Genomic DNA, 20,292 nt, shown 5'->3' with positions numbered 1-20,292 from the left:
TGGCGAGACAGAATCATGGGCGCGAAAGCTCAGTCGCGGGTAGCCAGAGACCCGAAAAGAGAAAGGCCCAGCTTGCGCTGGGCCTTTCAATTTGTAGAAGCGAGTAGAGATTACTGGAAGGTCTTCGAGGCCTTGACGGTAACCTTGTACGAGCCGTTCTGGTGAGCTTCTGCACCGAGCGAGGTGGTGAAACCACCGGCAGTGGTGTCAGGAGTCCAGGCAACGTTAGCCGAAGCGTAGAAGTCGCTGATCGGGGTCGAGTTGCCATACACACCGACTTCGCCGGTGAGCTTGATGGTTTCGGTAACAGCAGCAACCAGCTGAGCAGCAACGTGGTAGCCGTTCGGGCCGGCGTTGTTGTTCTGGTAGTACTTGCCGCCCAGGTTGATGGCGACGCCATCAGTGACCTTCGCGCCGATAGAACCGCCGAAGCCGAAATCGGTGTTCTTACCGGTCTGGCCCAGAGCTTCGCCCGACAGAGCGATCGTGAACATGTCGAAGGTGCCCTGACCCGACAGAGTGCCGTGCCAAGAGTTGATGCCGATCGAGTTGTTCAGGAACGAACCGAAAGTACCAGCAATCTTGAACGCGTCAAAGGTGCCATCAGCGCCGATATGGAAGCCAGCGTTGTTCATGTCGCCATCGAGCAGACCGCTTGCAAACGCAGTGGCGTGAGCATTGAGGTTAGCACCGGCATACGACACGACGCCAACCAGAGCGCCTGCATTCTTGGCAGTGGTGTCAGCAAGGTCTTCAAGACCAACGCCGACCTTCACGCCTTCGCCAACAGTCGAAACGACCTGGATAACCTGGCCGCCGAGGAACGACGGATCATCGTTGCTGTCGAACATGGTGCCTGGATCGACGCGGTCGAAGCCAAACAGGGTGGTGAAGTTGTAAACCGACGAAGCAAAGTTCGCGATCGAACCCTTCTTACCGATCATGAGAACGGTGTCGGAACCAACCTGGACATAACCCTGGTCGATCTTGACGGTGCCGTCTTCGCCAGCTGCAACGGTTGCAATTTCGTTAACAACGGTGGTCTTCTGAACACCCTTGAACTTCACGACAACGCTTGCAGGACCAACGTCGGTGGCCGAGGTGCCAACGAACTTCAGCCAAGCTTCAACCTTGCTGTTCCAGTCGAGATCGAGAGGAGCAACGCCGTTCGAAGCGTCGTTGTTCTTGACCGAACCAGGAGCAGTGGTTGCCAGGGTGGTGACGATCAGCTGGGAACCAGCAAAGTTGCCCCAGTTGCCTTCATACGAAACGCCGCCCGAGATCTGCAGGCAGTTGGTTTCCGAAGAGATGGTCAGGCCGGTGAGGCCCAGGTTGTCGCAAACGTCGAGCGAAGTGAGAACGCCCAGGTCAGCAGCAAAGCCAGCGGTGGTGAGACCGGCGACTGCAACTGTGCCGAGGAAAAGGCTCTTGAGTTTCATTGTTGACCTCCAAAGTCAGTCATTCTTGGTGCCGGTTGCCCAGCGGTTTGTCGAAACGCGACCACACTTATTTAACGTGGTGCAGTGTGTTGCCGTCGCGTTGCGACCGACAAACGATCCCATGCATGGATTCGCAAGACCCACTCTACGCATGCCGAACGAGTACGCAATCACGCAAACATGGTTTGGGGGGCTCTCCCAGTTGGTTGCGAACCGGATGTTGCAGATTCAGCACACAGTTGGAAACCACCTGTTAACCCGCATCAACAAAGCGTTAAAAACCGAGGTTTTCTGCCGCTGTCGCAGGCAAGCAGACCGCATTGAGCTGGCGCGGAGCCGCAATGACCACGCGCTTCGGGGGATTCCGCGAAATATCCACAACAGGACCAACGCCCCCCGATCCGGCTTGCACACCCGCCGGCAAGGCGCGATGAAGGCGGGAGACAGGGAGGGTGCAGATGGCCGACACCAAGGTTGCAATCATTACGGGCGGCAGTTCAGGCATTGGCAGGGCCGCCGCGATCGGTTTTGCCAAGGCGGGCTATCGCGTCGCCGTCTGCGGGCGGCGCGCGGAGGCGCTGGCAGAGGTTGCTCAACAAACCGGCGCATTGGCCCTGCCCTGCGATGTTACCGATGCCGATGAGGTGGCGAAGTTCTTTGCAGCAGTGGCTGCGGCGTATGGACGGATCGACGTGGTGTTCAACAATGCGGGCCGTTCCGCCCCGGCGGTAAATTTTGGCGATGTCGATGTGGCGACATGGCGTGACATGGTCGACACCAATCTCAACGGCGCCTTCTATGTAGCGCGTGAGGCGTTTCGCGCCATGCGGGATCAAACGCCGCAGGGCGGACGGATCATCAACAATGGCTCGATCTCGGCGGCGGTGCCGCGGCCGGGGGCCTCTCCCTATACCGCGACCAAACATGCGATCACCGGGCTGACCAAGGCGATCTCGCTGGATGGGCGGGCATTCAGCATCGCCTGCGGGCAGATCGATATTGGCAATGCGGCCACCGATATGACCAGCGCCATGACCGGCGGAGTGCTGCAGGCCAATGGCACGACGATGGCTGAGCCGCGCATGGATGTGGCTCATGTGGTGGATGCCCTGCTCTATATGAGCGGGTTGCCGCTGGAGGCCAATGTACAGTTCATGACGGTGATGGCCACCAATATGCCATTCATCGGCCGCGGCTAGGCCGTGGCGATGAACAGCTGATTGACGCACCTGAATACCGGCGCTGTGGAGAGTTGCGCCGGAGACGGAACCAGGGGGCAGCACACTTTGAAGGCGCGGCTCTGCCCCGGCAGCAGGGTGATCAGCATATCATCCACGGTCGCATCGGGGTGGATGCGATCGACCATCAGGCAAAGGTCCTTGATAAGGGTGTTGGCGGTCACGGTAACCAGATGGTCGTCACCGGCCGTGTCGACGGTGACTGAGGCCAAAGCAGCAGGCAGATCGAGGTCGATATCCTCATTGAAGTAATAGAGCGCGGTGCTGTCATGCATGGTGGCGACAAGCAGTTCGCTACGCGGATCGCCGGGGGTGGCGACGTCAGCGGGGATGGCCAGCGGTTCCGCACTGAGGCGATCGGCGCTGAGGCGCCAGTGGTTGTATTCGGCCAGCACTGTGCCATCGAAACGGAGGCGCCGGATTTTGACCGGGCCGCGCCAGAACAGGGTGCGCTCATTGACGGCAACGACCGACAGGCCCTGCCCGCGCGGCTGGATGGTGAGCAGATGCGGATGGTAGGCGGCGCGGAGCGCGTACCAGAGCGGCTTCAGCCGGCCGTAGCCATCGATGGCGGCCCAGGAGGTGACCGGCCAGCAGTCGTTGAGCTGCCAGACTATGGCCCCCATATTGGTCGGGCGGTGCGACCGCCAATGCTCGATGCCGAAGCGGATGGCGCGGGCCTGGTTGAGCTGGGTAGCGAAGTGCCAGTCATCCATATTGGTGGGTTCGGGTAGATGGCCTTTGAGACCGCGCAGCAATTTGTCATTGCCGATGGTGGCTTTCTGGTGATGCCAGACGCCGGGCGAGGTCGGGGTCATCGGCTCGTCGTGGATGGATTGTGTGAGCGTCGCCCAGGTGGGCGGCGCCTGCCAGCCGAATTCAGAGCTGAAGCGCGGCACTGAATTGCGGTAGTTTTCGTAGCCGATGTCGTTCCAGACATCCCAGATATGGGTGCAGCCATGGTTCGGATCGTTTGGATGAATGGCCATGGAGCCGGAATATGGACTGCCGGCCCAGTAGGGTCGGGCCGGATCCAGTTCGGCGACCAGCCTGGGCAGCAAGCCGAGGTAATAGCCAAGACCCCAGGTGCGGCCTTCAAGAACGTCCTGCCAGCCCCAGTCGAACCAGCCCCAGATGTTCTCGTTATTGCCATTCCATAGGACAAGAGAAGGATGCGGCATCAGGCGAACGACATTGTCGCGCACTTCAGCTTCGATTTCGCCGGGCAGATCGCCTTCTTCCGGATAGGCGGCGCAGGCAAACAGGAAATCCTGCCAGACCAGCATGCCGGCCTCGTTGCAGGCTTGATAGAAGGCTTCAGTTTCGTAGATGCCGCCGCCCCAGACGCGCAGCATGTTGATATTGGCGGCCCTGGCCTGGGCGATGCGCTGTTTATAGCGCTCCGGGGTGACGCGCGGCAGGAAGCAATCGTCGGGAATCCAGTTGGCGCCGCAGATATAGACCGGCACATCGTTGATGACGAAGGTGAAGGCACTGCCGACCTCGTCGGGGGCAGTATCAAGGCGCAGCGAGCGGAAGCCGATGCGACGGCTCCAGCGATCAAGAATTTCGCCGTTGCTGGAGAGTTCGATCTCAATATCATAAAGCGGCTGACTGCCGCGGCCGTGCGGCCACCAGATGGCGGGATTGGCGACCAGCAGATCGAGGTTCGCCTGCTCGGCGCCTTCGGCCAACTCGATGGCGGTGCGGACGCCGGCAATGGTGGCGCTGAGGGTCAGTGGTGTGTGGCCGGTGCGGGCGTGGGCAATATCGACATCGATGTGAACCTGGCCATCGGCGCCATTGAGGATGACTTGCGGACGGACCGAAGCGAGACGGGCGATGGACCAGGATTGCAGCGAGATCGGCTGCCAGATGCCGGCGGTCACCAGGGTGGGACCCCAGTCCCAGCCGAAATTGCAGGCCATCTTGCGCATCAGATTGGCCGGGCCGGGATAGTTGTTGGGCCGGGGTGACGTGACCCTGGCCAAGGCCTCGCCATAGGCCAATGCCGACTGGAAGGTGATGGACAGCGTATTGGCGCCGTGGCGCAACATGCCGGCAACGTCCAACCGGTAGGTCCGATTCATGTTGCGGGTTTCGCCAATGATGGCGCCATTGAGGACGATTTCGGCGACAGTATCGAGACCGAGGCAGACCAGATCAGTCTCGGCGGTGGAATTGCCGTCCCAATCAAAGCTCAGGTCGTAGCGCCAGTCGGATTTACCGATCCAGTCGAGGGTGATTTCGTTGAGGTCCAGATAGGGATCAGGAACCAGCCGCGCGGCCAACAGGTCGGTGTGAACCGTGCCGGGCACCCGGGCCGGAATGCCAGCAAATCCGGGCTTTTTGGAGGATGCATCGGCGCGGGACAGGGTCCAGCCGGCATGCAGAAATCGTTCGGACAGGGCCATTATCGCTTCACTCAAGAACCGGTTAAGTGATGTCATCCAAAGCCGGTTGCAGCAAGCCGATATCGTTGGTCCGCGACCTATGGTTAGCGGGATTTAACCGGCCATCCGATAGGTGCATGCCTCTTTTGCAATCAAATGACTGCTCAAATGGTGTGCATTGCGCCTATACAACGCCCAACACCTGAAGGGGAAACACCATGACCATCCGCGCCAAAATCACCGACTTCGTCGCCCGCCGCCGCGCTATGCGCGAACTCAATGCCATGGACGCTCGCCTGCTGAACGACCTCGGCATCGAACGTGCAGACATCGCCATGGCCGTTCGCGGTCGCTAAGATCAAGCCCTTCGGGGCATTATCGATAGCCTCGATGACAGCCGGCACGTTTCGTGTCGGCTTTGTCGTTTCTGGGGCCTGGTTTGATAAGCAGCCGCCCCATCCCGGCCTGCCCCAAGATGGGGGAGGTGCCGGGCCGGTGGTTTACCGCCCGTTCTGCGACTTTAGCCGGCCTTGGTCGGCGTGGCCGCTTCGGAGGCCCGGACGGTTTCGACGATACGGCGGCGGGCCCGGAAGACGCCCCATTGCTGATCGACCAGAACGCCAATGAGAATCACGCCGCCCATCACCGCGAAGTTGAGCGAGGATGGGATGCCGAGCAGATTGACCAGATTCTGCAGCTCCTGCAGCAGAATGGTGCCCAGAATGACGCCAACAATCGAGCCTTCGCCGCCGCGCAGCGAGAAACCGCCCAGGACCGCCGCCGCGATGGCGTAAAGCTCGTAGAAATTGCCATGTGATGCGGGAGAGATCGAGCGGGTGTACATGGCGAACAGAATGGCCGAGAGCGCGGTCAGCACGCCGCAGATCACATAGGCCATGGTGACGATACGATCGGTGCGGATGCCGGAATATTTCGCCGCCTCCTCGTTTTTGCCGATGGCATAGAGATAGCGGCCGAACACCGAGCGGTGCAGCACCACCCACATGGCTACGGCGATGATCAGCATGATGATGAAGGAGTTGGGCATGCCATAACTGCGACCGGCGGTGATGAATTCCAGATCGGGAAAGCTGACGCCAAAGGCAAAGCCCGCCGTGCCATCCTGGGTATAGAAGCGCCCTACCCCGCGATAAATCAGCAGGCCACAGAGGGTCACCACAAAGGGCTGCATCTTCATCTTGGTGATGAAGAAGCCATGCGCCAGACCGATCAATGCGCCAAAGCCCAGGATCAACGGGAAGGCAATCGGCCAGGGCACGCCACGATTGGCAATGAAATCGACAAACAGCACGCCGAGCAGCGCAATGACCGAGCCGACTGAGAGCTCGATGCCGCCGGTGATGATGACAAATGCCTCGGCGATCGACAGCACGCCGAACAGGCCGACCAGATTGGCGGTATTGGCCAGATTGATCGGGAGCAGGAAACGCGGATTGATGAGGGCAACCACGGCGCCGACCACCAGAATCAGGATCAGCAGACCCAGGTCTTTCTTATTCATGCTCGTCCCCTCCGCGCCGTAAAGGCGTGTCCAAGCCTGCTTCAGCCGGCCTTTTTCTCCTGCGTCGCCAGCTGTTTGCCAACGGCGAGCAGAAGTATGTTTTCTTCATTGAACTGATCGTGCTCGAGCACGCCGGAAATGGCGCCTTCGTGCATCACCGCAATGCGATCCGACACGCCGATGACTTCTTCCATATCGGAGGAGATCATCAACACGGCGACGCCAGCATCGGCGAGGCCCCGCATCAGGCGATAGATTTCCGCCTTGGCGCCGATATCGATGCCGCGGGTTGGCTCGTCCAGAATCATCACCTTGGGCTGCATGGACAGCCATTTGCCCAGCACGACCTTTTGCTGGTTGCCGCCCGAAAGCGAGCCGGTACGCGTGGTTACCGACGGCGCCCGGATCGCCAACGCGGCTTTTTGCGCTTCGGCGGTTTTCAGCTCCATGATTCTGGAGACCATGAAATTGGGCGAGTGCTTGTCCATATCCGGCAGTGAGATGTTCTGGCTGATCGGGAAATCGAGCAGCACACCGCTGCCCTTGCGATCTTCCGGTACCAGGAAAATGCCGTTTTCCACCGCTTCGGCAGCGTTGCGCAGCTTCAGGATCTTGCCTTCGAGCGTTATCGAGCCGCCAAAACTGCGATCGATGCCAAACAGCACGCGCGCCAGTTCGGTTCGGCCGGAGCCGACAAGGCCCGCCAGGCCCAGGATTTCGCCATGGCGCAGATCCAGATCGACGCTGCGCGCGGGATAGGTGCCGGTATGGATAGCGCGGGCCGACAAGGCGACCGCGCCGGTCGTGGTGTCAGCAGCCCCACTGCGCGCCTTGAGGTCGCGGCCAATCATCAGCTTGACCATGCGGTCATGAGCGATTTCGGCCTTGGCCAGGTTGCCGGCCAGTTTGCCATCGCGCAGCACAATCACCCGATCGGCGGCGCGCTCAACTTCGTGCAGGCGATGGGAAATGAAGATGACGCTGATGCCTTCGGCCTTGAGACCGGCAATGACGTCGAGCAGCTTGTCGGTCTCGGCCAGCGGCAGGCTGGAGGTGGGTTCATCCAAAATGACCAGGCGCGCATCGACCGACAGCGCCTTGGCGATTTCGACCATCTGCTGCTGGGCCAATGACAGCGCCTTGACCGGCGTATCGGGCGAGAAATTGGCGCCGACCCGTTTCAGCAGCGGCGCGGTTTTTTTGCGCATGGCAGCGCGATCGATAATATTGAGGAAGCCACCCGTCCGCTCTTCGCGGCCGATAAAGATATTGGCCGCCACGTCGAGATTGTCGAACAGATTGAGTTCCTGATGCACGAAGGCAATGCGGGCAGCAATGCTCTGCTGCACGGTGAGCGCCGGGCGGCTGACACCATCAATAATGATGCTGCCTTCATCGGGGGCAACCACGCCGCCGAGAATTTTCATCAGGGTGGATTTGCCGGCGCCATTTTCACCGACGATACCAATGACTTCGCCGGGACGAACTTCGAGATCGAGCCCGGCCAAAGCCAGAACACCGGGATAGGTCTTGCGTACACTCTTCAGCGTCAGGAAAGGCTCAGTCGAAACGGTCGTCGAAGTGGTCATGATGGTCGCAGACTGGAACGGACTATGATGCAATGAAAGCGAAAAACGTCGCGCCAGCCATCGCGCCGCCGCGACACTGAAGCAATGCCGTCACGACAGGAAGCACACGACGCAACCCCTGCCCCGGCAACCGGGACAGGGATCACACCTCAATTACTTCAGCATTGCGGCTTCGCTCGCCATGTACTCATCGACATTGGCCTTATCGATCGTCTTGGTGGGGACGATGATGATCCCACCGGTCGGAACGCCCGACTTGTCGCCACCGAGATAGGCAGCCATCAGCTTCATGCCCTGATAGCCCCATTCGAACGGCTGCTGCACGATAGTGGCGGCAAACGAGCCGTCCTTGACTGCGCCAAGAGTGATCGGATCACCGTCGAATGCGATCACGGTGATTTCGCCGAGCTTGCCGGCATCCTTGAGCGCTTCATAGATCTTTGGCGGGTTGTATGAGTAGAAACCGACCATGCAGTTCACTTCAGGGTTGGAGACGAGGGTGTCTTCAACGTTCTTCTTGGCGCGGGCAAAGTCGATGTCGTCGCCACGGGTATCGATCAGCTCGATATTGTGACCTTCGACAGCCTTCTTGAAGCCAGCGATGCGTTCCTTGGCGTTATCGGCGCCGAGCAGACCCACAAAACCCATGCACTTGGCGCCATTTGGCAGCGCCTTGACGGCAGCTTCGCCAGCCTGTTCGCCGGCCAGCTCGTTGGACGAGCCGATATAGGCGACGCGATTGGTATTGGCGGCGTCGGAGTCAGTGGTGAACAGCGGGATCTGCGAACCGATACGGTTCAGAGCTTCGGTCGAGGTGCCTGGATCGATGGCCGAAACCATGATGGCATCGGTACCGGCGGCAACCAGATCGTCCATCAGGCGTTGCTGGATAGCGGCCGCGGCCTGTTCCGGATACTTCACCGACATTTCAAAATCGGGCAGTTCCTTCTGCGCCTTGGCAACGCCGGCTTCAGCGGCTTTCCAGAAATCGGAAGCGCCGTTCACCACGAAGGCAAGTTGCTTTTTTTCCTGGGCCTGCACAGCAGTGCCAAGCATCAGGCCTGCTGCCAAAAGGGCAGCAAACGTCATTGCATATTTCATTTTAATCCTCCCATTGGCCATGCATTGGCACAGCCGCTTGCGGTTTCCGCGTTCAGGTGATCAGCCCAAGCGACCCCTCCACGGGCCAGATGCATGCCACCGGCATGCAACTTTGGGCGAACTTCAATAGGTTATATGCATTAGTAATACTAGTAAACCACGTCGCCGCCATATTTTTGGCTGGTCGCTAGCGCGGCATCCTCCCTTGGGCCAGGTCCGGACGTACGTCCATCAACTTGGCCACGAGGGATACTATTCCCCGATTTCGGGTTTGTGCAACGGGGCAAATGAATGCACCAATAAACTTGGCCATGAATTGGACAGCCAAGCCTGCAGGTGAACGTAAAAACCTCGTTTGCAGAAGGACTTGCAGGACAAAGCCATTGCCGACACAACTGCTGTCACTTTTGGATGAAGGTCGAAAACCGGGTTAGATTTGCTACAAATCAGCCAGTTTCAGCTGCTGCCAAGATCTATCCGACGAAGTGCCGCGGGATTAAGTGGACAGATCAGATACCGCCGGAAATGCTCGGGACGCCGAAAGTTCGCCTAGCCGCGCAGTCCGCCAGAAACCAGCGGTCCAAGGCGCATTTGCACTGCTTCGTCCGGTTGGCTGGCCGATGAAGCAGCGAACTTTTGACGCAGATGTTTTCGGCGTTGACCGAGATCAGGTTTAGTAATTACTATTAATGGCGGAGGGGATTTCTATGCTCGTGCTGGTTACCGGCGCGACTGGCAAGGTTGGCCAGACGCTGCTGGATCGTATTTTGTCCGATAACAAATGGGCGAAAGCCCGCATCCGGGCGCTGTGCCACAACCGCGGCCTGCCGCCGCATGATCGCGTCGAAACGGTGAAGGGGTCGATCTCGGATCGGGACACCGTCAACGCAGCGATGGCGGGGGTTACCCACGTCATCCACATGGCCACTGTGAAGGAAGATCCGCAGCAGGCAATGGATGTGTCGGTGAAGGGCATGTTCTGGCTGCTGGAGGCGTTCCGCACCAGCGCCACGGCCGAACAGTTCATGCTGATCGGCGGCGATTGCGTGGTCGGGCACATCATCAGCGAATATGACGCGCCGGTGACCGAGGAATCGCCGCGCAAGCCCTATCCCGGCGTCTATGCCTTGTCCAAGGTCATCGAAGAGGTGATGCTGGAGCAGTATTACATCCAGTATGGCATCAACGGCTGCTGCCTGCGCGCGCCGTGGATCATGGAAAAAGACGACTTCAAGCATGTTCTGAGCTTTGGCGACGACCAGTTTGGCGGACCGCCCTGGGACGGGCTGATTTCGGCCGAGCAGCAGGCGCAGTATCATGCCGACAGCAAAGTGCCGCTGCTGATCGACGCCAAGAGCGAGACGCTGAAGCGCAATTTCGTGCATGTGACCGATCTGGTGGAGGCGATGCTGGCGGCGCTGGGCAATCCCAAGGCCAGGCAGCACTTGTTCAATATCGCGATGAACCGGCCGGTCGACTATGGCGCGGTCGCCCAGCACCTCGAACAGAGCCATGGCTTGGCCAGCGCGCGCATCCAGACGCCGTTCCATTCGAACTGGCTGGATAACACCAAGGCGCGGCTGTTGCTGGAGTGGGAGCCCAAATACGATCTGCAGCGTCTGGTGAGCGAGGCGTTTGCCTATCAGCGCGCCGCAAACGATCCGCGCAAAATCTGGTACGCGGGCTGAGCCGTCGGCGCCGGAGCGGCGCGTGCAATTATGTGGCAAGGCCTTGCTGCGCCACAAATCTGTCTCCACTCCCAGGAGCGGCGGGCGTGCTCTTGTGCGCCCGCCATTTTTGGACAAATCTTACGGTTCCCCGCAATTTTGGCATTGGCAGTTCGCAGCGCATATGCCACCGAACAATAGGCACACTTTACGTGCCGCAAGATGAGTACCTGGCTCCATGGACGATGTGCGGAAAACCGCGAAGCGGGCAAAGCCTGCCAAGCAAAGCGAGGGGGGCAAGGGTACCCGACGCCGCGTGACCATGACCGATATCGCCAAGGCCGCCGGCTGCTCCCAGGCCACCGTATCCTTCGTGCTCAACCGGACCGCCGGGATGAAGCTGTCGCAGGCAACCCGCGATCGCGTGATCGAAACCGCAAGGGTGCTGGGCTATGTCGCCCCGACCTTTCCAACCAAGCCGAACAGCGCGCCACGCGCCCCGGCGATGGACGGCATTATCGGCTTTGCGGTGGATCAACTGGCCACCAGCCCGGAAGCAGTCGTGGCCATCGAGGGTGCGAGGCAGGCTTCGTGGAACGCCGGCAATGTCATTCTGGTGGCGCAGACCCTGGGCGATCCGGAGATGGAGCCGCGCACGCTGCGGGTTTTGACCACGCAGGGCGCTTCGGCGCTGATCTACATGGCGATCTTTACCCGCGAGATCGTGGCGCCGAGCTATCTGTATGAACTCGATATCCCCGTGGTGCTGCTCAACTGCTATACGACCGACCACCATTTTCCGGCGGTGATCCCCAGCGAAATCGCCGGCGGGCAGCATTCGACCCGCCATCTGATCGAGCACGGCCATCGGCGTATCGCCACCATTACCGGCGAACCCTGGATGCAGGCGGCGCAGGACCGCCTGAAGGGCTATCGCCGCGCCCTGGCGACCGCCGATATTCCGTTCGATCCGCAACTGGTGGTTGAAGGCGACTGGTCGGCCAGCGCCGGCTACAAGGCAACCGTGCAATTGCTGTCGCTGGAACACCGGCCGACAGCGATTTTTTGCCAGAACGACCGCACCGCCATCGGCTGCTACGAAGCGCTCAAGGAAGCGGGCCTGTCGATCCCCGAGGATATTTCAGTGGTCGGCTATGACGACGAAGAAATCGCCCGCCACATGCATCCGCCGCTGACCTCCTCAATCCTGCCGCACCGTGCCATGGGACAATGGGCCGTGGAGCAGCTGGACAGCGCGAACGACGCCAACAAGCGCTTCGCCATCACCAAGCTGGAATGCCCGCTGGTGGAACGGGCTTCGGTGGCGAAGCCGCGGGGGTAGCAGGTGGCATCTTCAGGTCACTCTCATCTCTGGCCCGGCGTTCCGCTGGCGCTTGGCGCAGCGGTTCTTTTCGGCGCGTCGGCTCCGCTTTCAAAACTCCTCGTAGGGGCAGTTGATCCGTGGCTTCTCGCCGGAATACTCTATCTTGGGGCGGGCTTGGGGTTGGCTATCGTGCATTGGGGTCGCCCGGTGATTGGGTTGCCAAATGTCGAAGCCCCGCTGCGCAGAGCGGACCTGCCATGGCTGGGCGCGGTGATCGTGTTTGGTGGCGTGCTCGGGCCTTTGTGCCTGATGCAGGGCCTGTCGCTAACATCTGCAGCGTCGGGCTCGCTCCTCCTGAACCTGGAGGGACTGGCGACGATGGCCATTGCCTGGCTGGTGTTCCGCGAAAATGTAGACCGGCGACTTTTGATTGGCGCCGCAGCGATCCTGGCCGGTGCTCTGCTGCTCTCTTGGGACGGGGAGCAGTTGCGGCTTGATATGGGCGGCGTTTTCATTGCGGCTGCATGTTTATGCTGGGGAATAGACAACAATCTGACACGAAAGCTGTCATCGGCGGATCCGGTACAAATCGCCATGATCAAGGGACTCGTCGCAGGCAGCACAAATTTTGTATTAGCAACTGCGATTGGCGCATCACTTCCAGGCTTTGAATTTATAGTGGCCGGTGCAGTTGTGGGATTTTTTGGCGTGGGCGTCAGCCTGGTCATGTTCATGCTCGGCTTGCGCCACCTGGGCACCGCGCGGACCGGCGCTTATTTTTCGCTTGCGCCGTTTATCGGTGCAGTCTTGGCACTCGTCCTGTTCCGCGATGCCTTAACGATACAATTGCTGCTGGCGGGTGGATTGATGGCTGCCGGACTGTGGCTGCACCTGGAGGAGCGGCACAATCATGAGCATAGCCACGCAGTGCTGGAGCACGATCACGCCCACACGCACGATGCACACCATGAACATGTCCATGATGACACCGTCGCCGGGCCGCATTCTCATCCGCACCGGCACGAAGCAATGCACCATAAACATCCGCATTATCCCGATCTGCACCACCGCCACCGGCACAGCTGACGACAACGCGCAACGTTGCGGAAGATGCGGTAGGGCAATCCGGCTAGCGCAAAAATTGGGATTTTCCGCCCCAATCCCGCCTTGCAATTAAAGCTCTGAACAGTGCTTACGGCGGTCAGGGGGTAAGTGGCGGAGAGGATGGGATTCGAACCCACGAGAACCTTTAGAGCTCTGCGCCCTTAGCAGGGGCGTGCCTTCGACCACTCGGCCACCTCTCCGGCATGGGCTGGATAAGGTGGATGGGACGGGTTGGCAAGTGCTTTTTGGCCTGGCTCGCCAATGACCCTGGGGAAGACCGACGGGGTGGCGGCAAATTGGCGAAATCGCTGGCAAATTTGTTGTTCGGCAACGCGGCTCGCGCATAATCGCCGGCACTGAAGGGGCCAGATTCGGCGTTTATGACGCTGGGGCCGGACAGTTCGGGTAGTTGGCATGGCGCGGCGCAGTTTTGAGTGGATGAAGTGCGCTGGATCGGCAATGGCGCTGATTATGCTGCTGGAGGGGCCGGCACTGGCACAGGAGCCGATCGAAGGCGTGTGGGTGACGCGGCAGCAATCGGAGATCACCGTGCGCGCCTGCGGCGCGGGCTATTGCGGCGTGTTGAGCAAGGTGGTGGTGCCCGACGAGGTCAGACAATCAGCCGCTGAGGAAAGCGCGACCGTGGGTCTCGACTTTCGCAACAAGGAGCCCAAACTGCGCGACCGGCCGCTGCTGGGGCAGACGATCCTGCAACTGAAAGCCAGCAGCAAGCCGGGAATTTATGACGGGGAAATCTATAACCCCGAGGATGGGAATACCTATTCTGGGTATCTCGAAGTGCTGGGGCCGGACAGCGTGCGGCTCAAGGGCTGCGTGCTGTTCAACATCATTTGCCGGGGCGAGGACTGGGTGCGGGTCGGGCAGTAGGCGCGGCAGGAGCACGCGTTATGAGCAACTCGGGGGCGCAAGCGTTTCGTCTGCACCCCCACCCTAGCCCTCCCCTCAAGGGGGAGGGGACCGGATCGGGGCGTGCGGGCATTGTGAGACTCTAAAGTCGATTGAGCTTAGCGGGCGCGCTGGTTGAACAGGATGGCCTGCGCGGCCTTGTTGTCGACCAGCGGCGTGCCGGGGTCGCTCTTGCCCACTGCGAGGCCCTTGGCGACGGCGGGACGGGCGAGCACGCGCTCGAGCCAGGCATGGAAGTGCGGGAATTCTGCCTTGGAAATACCGTAGCGCTCCCAGGCGCTGGCCCAGCCGATCGAGGCGATATCGGCGATGGAATAGGCGCCGGCGATGAAATCGCGGCCGTCGAGGCGCTTGTTCAGGACGCCGAACAGGCGATGGGTTTCGTCACTGTAACGCTTGATGGCATAAGGAATTTTCTCAGGCGCATAGACCGAGAAATGATTGTTCTGGCCCAGCATCGGGCCGAAGCCGCCGACCTGCCAGAACAGCCATTCGTCGACTTCGACCTGCTGGCGCTGATCCAGCGGATAGAATTTTCCGAACTTGAGGCCGAGATATTTCAGGATGGCGCCGGATTCGAACACCGAGATCGGCTGGCCGCCGGGACCTTCCGGATCGATGATCGCCGGGATCTTGTTATTGGGCGAAATCGACAGGAATTCAGGGGTGAACTGTTCGCCCTTGCCGATATCGATGCGGTGATAGGTGTAGGGAACGGCAAGCTCTTCGAGCATGATATGCAGCTTCTGCCCGTTTGGCGTGGGCAGGGAGAAGGCTTCGATAGGCTTGGTCTGGGTGGTCATGGCCGATCCGATCCGCTGAAAGAGCTGCGCAGATATATCGGCATATGACGATGGAAGGCAAGCGGCGGGCTGGCGCCCGCCACTGCTATTCGCGCTCGACGATCATGTGTGGACCACTGCTGTTCATCGACGGGGTGATGCCGTTGACATTGATGGTGGCATTCACGCGCTGGCGAAAATGCGGGAAGGTGAAGCCGGGCGAAACGTTGACCGGTTCATCGAACTTCACGGTAATTTTGTAGTGCTGCATATCGACCATGACGCTGACAGCAATCAGCACGCCCTTGAATGGCTGGCCGAGGTAGAGGCCCTTGACCCGCATGCCCAACTGGAACGGTACGGCGATGCGTTCTGGGAGGGTCGCGCGGGCGGTGTTCCAATCACGAAAACCATGCGATTTGGCGACGGCCTCGAGGGCGGCGCCGTGGGTGAGGTTTTCGCCGGCCTTGGCGCGCTCTTCACGCAAGGATTTGGCTTCGGACTTCAGGGTTTGGGCGCTTGGGGTATCGAGAGAAAAAGACATGATAAATCCTCAACTTGGCAAGGCATTTTGATCATGGGGCTCGCGTTGCCATGAAGCGCCTTACAAGGAAGACTTTCATGTGGTCGATTTCGCTGGCGCGGCTGACTTTACCATCGGGACATCCCGGCGAGCGGCAGGTGCAGCAACCTGCGGCCTAAATGATCCCCGGCGCCGGCTTTGTCAAGATCGGCGCGCGTGCATCGTGGGAAACGATTGGCGACATCAGCTAAATTTGTTGGCGAACGGGCGGCAGCACTGCATAGATTTGCGCCCTTACTGGATGGGGTTTGAGCATGGCTGAACTATTGCTGCTGCTGGCGGGGCTGGTGGGAGGCGCGCTGAATTCGTTGGCCGGCGGCGGCTCGTTCATCGTGTTTCCGGCGCTGCTCGCCGTTGGAGTGCCGCCGGTCATCGCCAATGCGTCCAATACCTATGCGGCCCTGCCCGGCTATGCCAGCGGTGCGCTGGGCTACTGGGCATCGATGCAGCAGTATCGCGACCGGCTGGTGCTTTACACGATCATCGCGGCGGTGTTCGGCTTTGTCGGCGCGCAACTGCTGCTGGTGGTGTCGGACCGACAGTTTTCGCTGGTGGTGCCGTGGCTCATGCTGTTTGCGGTGGCGCTGTTTGCGTTTGGGGCGCAGATCAACCGGTTCGTGGCGGCGCGATCGAGCGGCGGCCGCAAGATGGCACTGGCGGGCGCGGCGCTGCTGCTGGCGTTCCTGGCGCTGGTTTGCGTTTACGGCGGGTTCTTCAACGCCGGGCTGGGGATTTTGCTGCTGGCGTTTCTGGCCACGGCGGGACTGACCGATATCCACGCCATGAACGGGCTGAAGCTGTGGATTTCAAGCGTGGTGGCGCTGGTGGCGGTGGCGCGGTTCGCGTTCAGCGGGTCGATCGACTGGTATCATGGCTCAATCGCACTGGTTGGCGTGACTGTTGGCGGATATGTCGCGGCGCGCAATGCGCAGCTGGTGCCGGCGCAGTATATTCGCGGCGCAGTGATCGTTTATGGGGTGGGGATCACGGTGTACTTTTTCTGGAAGACGTATGCCTGAGCTCTTCCTTCTCGCCTTGCGGGAAAAGGTGCCCGACGGGCGGATGAGGGGTCTCTTGCTTAGGTCAGCTTTTGCGGCAGCAACCCCTCACCCTGAAATTCTGCTGAACGCAGAATTTCTGTCCCCCTACCGCAAGGGGAGAGGGAATCTGGCGCTAGTTGTTGGACTTCCTGAGCCACACGGCGGTGTCATGAAACGCCGCCCCACCAAAGGGTGGCGCGGGTGTAGCGTTGGTCAAGGTGTTGATACCGCGGCCTTCGCGGTGGGCGCTGTTCTGGTGCAGGCCTTCGGCGATCAGCACGCCGGTGCGGACGCCGTCGGAGACGCGGGCGGTGAGTTCGACTGAGCCGCGCTGGTTGCCAACGGTGACGTGATCGCCATCGAGCAGCGCCAGATGGCTGGCGTCGTCCGGGTGGATATAAACCGATGGCTCGCCTTCGCGCTTCAGGCTGCCGGGGGTCTGGTTGAAAGTTGTATTGAGGAAACCCCGCGCCGGGCTGGTGGCCAGCCGGAATGGGTGGGTTTGGTCGGTGTGCTCGTTGATATCCCAATAGTCGGCATAGCGGGGCATATCAGCGGGATCGCAGGTCCACAGATACCGCTTCTTGTCGGCGACCGCCTGCCAGTTGGGCGTAAAGCGGAACTTGCCATCGGGCCAGGCGAAACCATTGGCAAAGCGGGCAACGTCGTCGGGGCGTTCGCGGTCGACAAAGCCGACCGGTTCGATGGCGTCGAGGTCGCCATAGCCGGAGCGCTTGAAGGTATCTGCGACGACTTCGCGGTCAGTCATGTGGAAGGTTTCGTCTTCCAGACCGAGGCGCAGCGCGAGGGCATTGATGACTTCGTGGTTGGACCAGGTGCCCTGCAGCCGCTCGATGACTTTGGGACCGTAGAGCACGCGGGTATGGCCGCCGCGGGTGTAATAATCGTTGTGTTCGAGAAACATGGTGGCGGGCAGGACGATATCGGCCAGTTGCGCCGTTTCGGTCATGAACTGCTCGTGGACCACGAGGAACAGGTCTTCGCGGGCAAAGCCCTGACGCGTGAGGGTCTGGTCGGGCGCAACGGTGGCCGGATTGGTGTTCTGCACGATCATGGCCTTGACCGGGCCACCGCCCTTGAGCGCCTTGGCATCGCCGGTAAGGATCGGGCCGATTTCGGACATGTCGAGCTGCCGCACGCTGCTCTTGGCTTTGGCGCTGCCGGTGAGCCGGGATTTGTCCAGAGCCCAAGTGCCGGAATTGGAATGGAAGGCGCCGCCGCCGCGATGCTGCCAGGCGCCGATCATGGCTGGGATGCAAAGCGCGGCGTGCATATTGGTAGCGCCATTGCGCTGGCGGGTGAAGCCGAAGCCAAGGCGGAAGAAGCTGGCCGGCGTGTTGCCGACGAGGTGGGCAAAGGCGACAATCTCCTCGGCGCTGAGGCCGGTGATCTGCGCTGCCCATTGCGGGGTTTTGTCGGCCAGATGGGCTTCGAAACCGGCATCGAAATCGGTGAACTTGGCCATGTAGGCGCGGTCGGCGAGGCCATCACGCAGCAGCACATGCATGACGGCAATGGCGAAGGCACCATCGGAACCGGGACGCAGGACGATCCCCATATCGGCCTGGGCCATGGTGGCCGTGCGGTAGATGTCGATGACCACGATCTTGGCGCCACGCTCCTTGCGGGCGCGCATGGCGTGGGTCATGACGTTGACCTGGGTATGGACGGCGTTGGTGCCCCAGATCACCACGACATCGGCTTCGGCCATCTGCTCGGGATTGACCCCGCCGAGCAGGCCGGTGCCAGCGATATAGCCGGGCCAGGCGGTGCCGGTGCAGATAGTGTCGTATTGCTCGGAATAGCCTTTGGCGTAGCGCAGGCGATTGATGCCATCGCGCTGCACGTGGCCCATGGTGCCGGCGTAGTAATAGGGCCAGATGCTTTCGGCGCCGAATTCGGCTTCGATCTGGGTGAATTTTTGCGCGATTTCGTCCAGCGCGGCGTCCCAGGAAATCGGTTGCCACTGCCCTGCCCCCTTGGGGCCGATGCAGCGCAGCGGCGTGGTCAGCCGATCTGGATGATGGACCCGCTCGGCGTAGCGGGCGACCTTTTCGCAAATGACGCCAGCGGTATAGGGATCGTCCTTGGCGCCGCGCACCCGGCCGATGGTCTTGTCATCGAGCAGATCAACATCGAGCGCGCAGACCGACGGGCAATCATGCGGACACACCGAGCGAACAGTTCTGGCGACGATGGCTTTGTTCATGCCGGTCAGAATACGCCCGGCTGACGCAGTTGTCAGCCGGGCCAGCCATGAAATGGTTGAATGGTGGCCATCAACATTTCTGTTGCTGGATCAAGAAGCAGCGAAGGCCTTTGTCGCGGTTTCGCCGTTGCGGCGGGCGCGGTTGGTGGCGTGTTTGGCCAGATGGGCGGCGCCGGAGTGGAACTGGGAGAAGGTCACCTGCTCATGGCCATGGGTGGCGATGGTGATGCCACGCCAGTTGGGGCGGACGCTGCGGACATCGCCCCAGGCGATGGTGGTCTTGCGGCCAAAGGCGTTGGCATGTTCGATCTGGGCGCTGTTCCAGCGAATTTTGACGAACAAGCCACACATGCCGATGGCAACCGCTGCCGCGAACAACATCACGGCGGCGATGAAGGCCGCAACCATCTGCGCCGGCGCTACCGGCTTGAAGCCTTGGATGATAATGGCGGATAGCAGCACCATGGCGAGGGCCACGGCACCAAAAGCTGCAAAATACTCCACCATCGAGGGGCGCAATTCTGACCAGCCATCGACCTGAACAGGGTCTTCGGCCTGAACCAGCCGCAGCGCCAGGAAGGCAGCGAAGCCAAAGCTGACCACGCCAGCTGTGCGGGCGAGCGGGAGCCCCTGGGTAGCCGGAACGTGTTTGAGAACGAGAAGAACGACGATCAATAAGAGTGGCAAAGCCACTTCCTGCCAGCGCAAGGGCAAAATGCTCTCCAGAGTTAGACGCCGGCGACGCAGATCGGCAGATCACAACGGCCGGGAACACCCCGACGCAGGCACGTTAACAAAGATCGCCAAGCGAATAGTTAACAAATTTGCGAGCGGCTCAGTTTGCGTGGAACCTTAACTTTTTTATCACAGTGGCCGGGCTCATGCGATGATTCAAGTGCCTCAGGTAATGAGTCAAGTTAGTAGCGGGACGAGTCTGCGGGTTGGCGTAAGGGCTTGGTTGGTTGGCAAAACCTCAGGTCAAAAACTTCAGTCCGGCGATACCGGCGACGATCAGACCGATGCAGGCCAGGCGGGACGCGGTGGCCGGATCGTTGAAAAAGATCATGCCGAGGATGACCGTGCCAACGGTGCCAATGCCGGTCCACACCGCGTAGCCGGTGCCGACCGGCAGGTCGCGGAGGGCGAGGCCGAGCAGCGTGACGCTCGCGACCATGGCGGCTACAGTCAACACACTTGGCGTCAGGCGGGTGAAACCTTCGGTATACTTGAGGCCTATGGCCCAGGCCATTTCAAACAGGCCAGCGATAACAAGATAGACCCATGCCATGGGATTGCTCCTTGGTGGCGGGTCGTCCCGGCCGAAATGGTTTAAAGACTCCGGGGCGTCCCGGT

The 20,292-nt window shown here is 60.5% G+C and carries 17 protein-coding genes and 1 tRNA gene; 7 read left to right on the top strand and 11 right to left on the bottom strand.

The window, feature by feature from the left end; translation table 11 throughout:
• Positions 1–110: 110 nt before the first annotated feature.
• Positions 111–1,439 (bottom strand): hypothetical protein, encoded by a 1,329-nt coding sequence (locus ABIT12_RS16375; protein WP_348043774.1) that lies wholly within the window; start codon positions 1,437–1,439, stop codon positions 111–113.
• A 458-nt stretch (positions 1,440–1,897) separates the two neighbouring features.
• Between ABIT12_RS16375 and ABIT12_RS16370 the strand changes: the two genes are divergently transcribed.
• Entirely contained in the window at positions 1,898–2,638 is a 741-nt protein-coding gene (locus ABIT12_RS16370; RefSeq protein WP_348043772.1) for an SDR family oxidoreductase, read from the top strand.
• Here the strand turns inward: ABIT12_RS16370 and ABIT12_RS16365 are convergent.
• Positions 2,635–5,091: a glycosyl hydrolase 2 galactose-binding domain-containing protein gene (locus tag ABIT12_RS16365; RefSeq protein WP_348043770.1), complete on the bottom strand. Its 2,457-nt coding sequence runs from the start codon at positions 5,089–5,091 to the stop codon at positions 2,635–2,637. The genes ABIT12_RS16370 and ABIT12_RS16365 overlap by 4 nt on opposite strands.
• A 197-nt stretch (positions 5,092–5,288) precedes the next feature.
• Here ABIT12_RS16365 and ABIT12_RS16360 point away from each other — a divergent pair, with 197 nt between their 5' ends.
• Positions 5,289–5,426 carry a DUF1127 domain-containing protein gene (locus tag ABIT12_RS16360; protein WP_348043768.1) on the top strand — a complete coding sequence of 46 codons (138 nt, stop codon included), beginning with the start codon at positions 5,289–5,291 and terminating at the stop codon, positions 5,424–5,426.
• A gap of 164 nt (positions 5,427–5,590) precedes the next feature.
• Here the strand turns inward: ABIT12_RS16360 and ABIT12_RS16355 are convergent, their stop codons facing one another.
• From ABIT12_RS16355 to ABIT12_RS16345, 3 genes are all read right to left on the bottom strand, one after another.
• Positions 5,591–6,592 carry an ABC transporter permease gene (locus ABIT12_RS16355; RefSeq protein WP_348043766.1) on the bottom strand — a complete coding sequence of 334 codons (1,002 nt, stop codon included), beginning with the start codon at positions 6,590–6,592 and terminating at the stop codon, positions 5,591–5,593.
• Positions 6,593–6,633: 41 nt separating this feature from the next.
• On the bottom strand, positions 6,634–8,181 hold the full coding sequence (locus ABIT12_RS16350; protein ID WP_348043764.1) for a sugar ABC transporter ATP-binding protein: 1,548 nt from the start codon (positions 8,179–8,181) through the stop codon (positions 6,634–6,636).
• A gap of 153 nt (positions 8,182–8,334) precedes the next feature.
• Entirely contained in the window at positions 8,335–9,282 is a 948-nt protein-coding gene (locus tag ABIT12_RS16345) for a sugar-binding protein (protein ID WP_407065637.1), read from the bottom strand.
• 707 nt (positions 9,283–9,989) lie between these two features.
• Between ABIT12_RS16345 and ABIT12_RS16340 the strand changes: the two genes are divergently transcribed.
• From ABIT12_RS16340 to ABIT12_RS16330, 3 genes are all read left to right on the top strand, one after another.
• On the top strand, positions 9,990–10,970 hold the full coding sequence (locus tag ABIT12_RS16340; RefSeq protein ID WP_348043762.1) for an NAD(P)-dependent oxidoreductase: 981 nt from the start codon (positions 9,990–9,992) through the stop codon (positions 10,968–10,970).
• A 301-nt stretch (positions 10,971–11,271) separates the two neighbouring features.
• Positions 11,272–12,291, top strand: coding sequence for a LacI family DNA-binding transcriptional regulator (locus ABIT12_RS16335; RefSeq protein WP_348043760.1), 1,020 nt, complete (start codon positions 11,272–11,274; stop codon positions 12,289–12,291).
• A 3-nt stretch (positions 12,292–12,294) separates the two neighbouring features.
• Positions 12,295–13,359, top strand: a complete 1,065-nt coding sequence (locus ABIT12_RS16330; protein WP_348043758.1) for a DMT family transporter — start codon at positions 12,295–12,297, stop codon at positions 13,357–13,359.
• A gap of 127 nt (positions 13,360–13,486) precedes the next feature.
• Here ABIT12_RS16330 and ABIT12_RS16325 read toward each other — a convergent pair.
• Positions 13,487–13,577, bottom strand: a tRNA-Ser gene (locus ABIT12_RS16325).
• Between the two features lie 259 nt (positions 13,578–13,836).
• On the opposite strand from ABIT12_RS16325, the gene ABIT12_RS16320 reads away from it, so the two are divergent.
• On the top strand, positions 13,837–14,265 hold the full coding sequence (locus ABIT12_RS16320; RefSeq protein ID WP_348043756.1) for a DUF2147 domain-containing protein: 429 nt from the start codon (positions 13,837–13,839) through the stop codon (positions 14,263–14,265).
• Positions 14,266–14,402: 137 nt separating this feature from the next.
• Here ABIT12_RS16320 and ABIT12_RS16315 read toward each other — a convergent pair whose 3' ends face one another.
• Together ABIT12_RS16315 and ABIT12_RS16310 are read right to left on the bottom strand one after the other, a co-directional pair.
• The gene (locus tag ABIT12_RS16315) at positions 14,403–15,107 is read right to left on the bottom strand and encodes a glutathione S-transferase N-terminal domain-containing protein (RefSeq protein ID WP_348043754.1); all 705 of its coding nucleotides are present in this window, start codon (positions 15,105–15,107) and stop codon (positions 14,403–14,405) included.
• Positions 15,108–15,192: 85 nt separating this feature from the next.
• On the bottom strand, positions 15,193–15,630 hold the full coding sequence (locus ABIT12_RS16310) for a glyoxalase superfamily protein (protein ID WP_348043752.1): 438 nt from the start codon (positions 15,628–15,630) through the stop codon (positions 15,193–15,195).
• Between the two features lie 293 nt (positions 15,631–15,923).
• On the opposite strand from ABIT12_RS16310, the gene ABIT12_RS16305 reads away from it, so the two are divergent.
• Complete coding sequence (locus tag ABIT12_RS16305; protein ID WP_348043750.1) at positions 15,924–16,688, top strand: sulfite exporter TauE/SafE family protein; 765 nt, start codon at positions 15,924–15,926, stop codon at positions 16,686–16,688.
• 154 nt (positions 16,689–16,842) lie between these two features.
• On the opposite strand, the gene ABIT12_RS16300 is transcribed toward ABIT12_RS16305, so the two are convergent.
• The 3 genes from ABIT12_RS16300 to sugE form a co-directional block, all read right to left on the bottom strand.
• The gene (locus tag ABIT12_RS16300) at positions 16,843–18,939 is read right to left on the bottom strand and encodes a molybdopterin oxidoreductase family protein (RefSeq protein ID WP_348043748.1); all 2,097 of its coding nucleotides are present in this window, start codon (positions 18,937–18,939) and stop codon (positions 16,843–16,845) included.
• Positions 18,940–19,029: 90 nt separating this feature from the next.
• On the bottom strand, positions 19,030–19,626 hold the full coding sequence (locus ABIT12_RS16295) for a hypothetical protein (RefSeq protein ID WP_348043746.1): 597 nt from the start codon (positions 19,624–19,626) through the stop codon (positions 19,030–19,032).
• A 286-nt stretch (positions 19,627–19,912) separates the two neighbouring features.
• A complete protein-coding gene (sugE, locus tag ABIT12_RS16290) occupies positions 19,913–20,227 on the bottom strand; it encodes a quaternary ammonium compound efflux SMR transporter SugE (protein ID WP_348043744.1) in 315 nt (104 codons plus the stop codon).
• Positions 20,228–20,292: the final 65 nt, after the last annotated feature.

The sequence above is a fragment of the Devosia sp. genome (assembly GCF_039927955.1).
Lineage (GTDB): Bacteria > Pseudomonadota > Alphaproteobacteria > Rhizobiales > Devosiaceae > Devosia.
This window is presented reverse-complemented; position numbering and strand designations above follow the sequence as displayed.